This is a genomic window from Bacillus sp. AFS002410, assembly GCF_002556365.1.
Taxonomy (GTDB): domain Bacteria; phylum Bacillota; class Bacilli; order Bacillales; family Bacillaceae_G; genus Gottfriedia.
Map to the genome: position 1 here is coordinate 1 of NZ_NUEU01000015.1, position 1,357 is coordinate 1,357.

Genomic DNA, 1,357 nt, shown 5'->3' on the forward strand with positions numbered 1-1,357 from the left:
TTTAAGTTAGTCTAAAAAGTGGACACGTAAAAATGAGAATAATTTATAATGTAAGTATCTTATTAAAGGACGTGTTCACATGGGGAAGCGCTATGATCAAGAATACAAAGAATATGTTGCAAAATTAATAGTTGAGGATGGAAGAAAAGCATCAGAGATATCTTATGAGCTTGAGATTCCTTATTCGAGTGTTTGTCGGTGGGTTAAGGCATATAAAAGTAAACTAAATCCTGCTAATTCACAAGAGAAATATATTACCCCAACAGAATTAGAAAAGCTAAAGAAACAACATGAAAAAGAACTGAAGCAACTAAGAGAGGAAAACGAAATTTTAAAAAAGGCGATGCACATCTTCACCAAAAACCAAGTATAATTTATCACTTCATTCATGCACATCGTGATGAACATACGACCGTGAAGATGTGTAAAGTGCTTGGGGTTTCTGCAAGTGGATATTATAAATGGCTTAACAATCAAAGTCATGTGCAATCTGAAAAGATACGTTATAAAAAAGAGCTTGAGCAGAAAATAAAAAAATCTTTCCATAACAGTGGTGGAACATATGGAAGTCCAAGAGTTCATGATGATTTAGTAGAATGGGGATATACGATTTCTCAAAAAACTGTAGCTAGAATGATGAATGAATTAGGATTAAGAGCTACTCCACAGGAGAAATATGTAGTTACGACAGACTCTAATCATGAATTGAAAACCTATCCTAACTTAGTTAATCGTGAGTTCAATGTAGGTGAACCAAATCGAATTTGGGTGGCAGATATAACTTACATTTGGACACTTGAAGGTTGGGTTTATTTGTCGTCAGTAATGGACTTATATTCTAGAAAGATTGTAGGCTGGAGCCTCGATTCGAATCTAAAAAAAGAGCTTCCTCTAAAAGCATTAAATATGGCCATTAATTCACGGCAGCCTAAAAAAGGACTAATCCATCATTCAGACCGTGGATCTCAGTACTGTTCTAATGATTACATTTTTAAGTTAAATGAGATACAAATAAATATCAGTATGAGTAAAAAGGGAGATCCCTATGATAATGCGTGTATCGAATCATTTCACGCCACTTTAAAGAAGGACTTAATTTATAGAAGGCGTTTTAAAACTCGTTCTGAAGCAACAAGAGCAATCAATCATTATATAGGTAGTTTTTACAATGAAAAACGAAAACACTCAAAATTAGAATATTGTTCACCAAATCAATTTGAAAGAAAAAGCCAAGTAAAAGTGCTAGAAAAAATCTCATAAAATAACCATTTTAGTTTAGTATGGCTATTTCTAATTTTAGGAATGATGATTTCTAGCACCTCACAAACAGTATTACATCAGCTAGTCTATTAAAAAA

Annotated in this window: 2 protein-coding genes; both read left to right on the plus strand. The window is 32.9% G+C overall.

Annotated elements, in window-relative coordinates; translation table 11 throughout:
* Window positions 1–79 precede the first annotated feature (79 nt).
* Entirely contained in the window at window positions 80–373 is a 294-nt protein-coding gene (locus tag CN692_RS11365) for a transposase (protein ID WP_098119279.1), read from the plus strand.
* Window positions 373–1,260, plus strand: coding sequence for an IS3 family transposase (locus tag CN692_RS11370; RefSeq protein WP_306659900.1), 888 nt, complete (start codon window positions 373–375; stop codon window positions 1,258–1,260). The genes CN692_RS11365 and CN692_RS11370 overlap by 1 nt, the downstream gene beginning before the upstream one ends.
* The last annotated feature ends 97 nt before the right edge of the window (window positions 1,261–1,357 follow it).

Excerpts from the sequence above, each read along its gene's own strand:
- CN692_RS11365 (WP_098119279.1), top strand. The coding sequence starts at position 80 with ATGGGGAAGCGCTATGATCAAGAATACAAAGAATATGTTGCAAAATTA.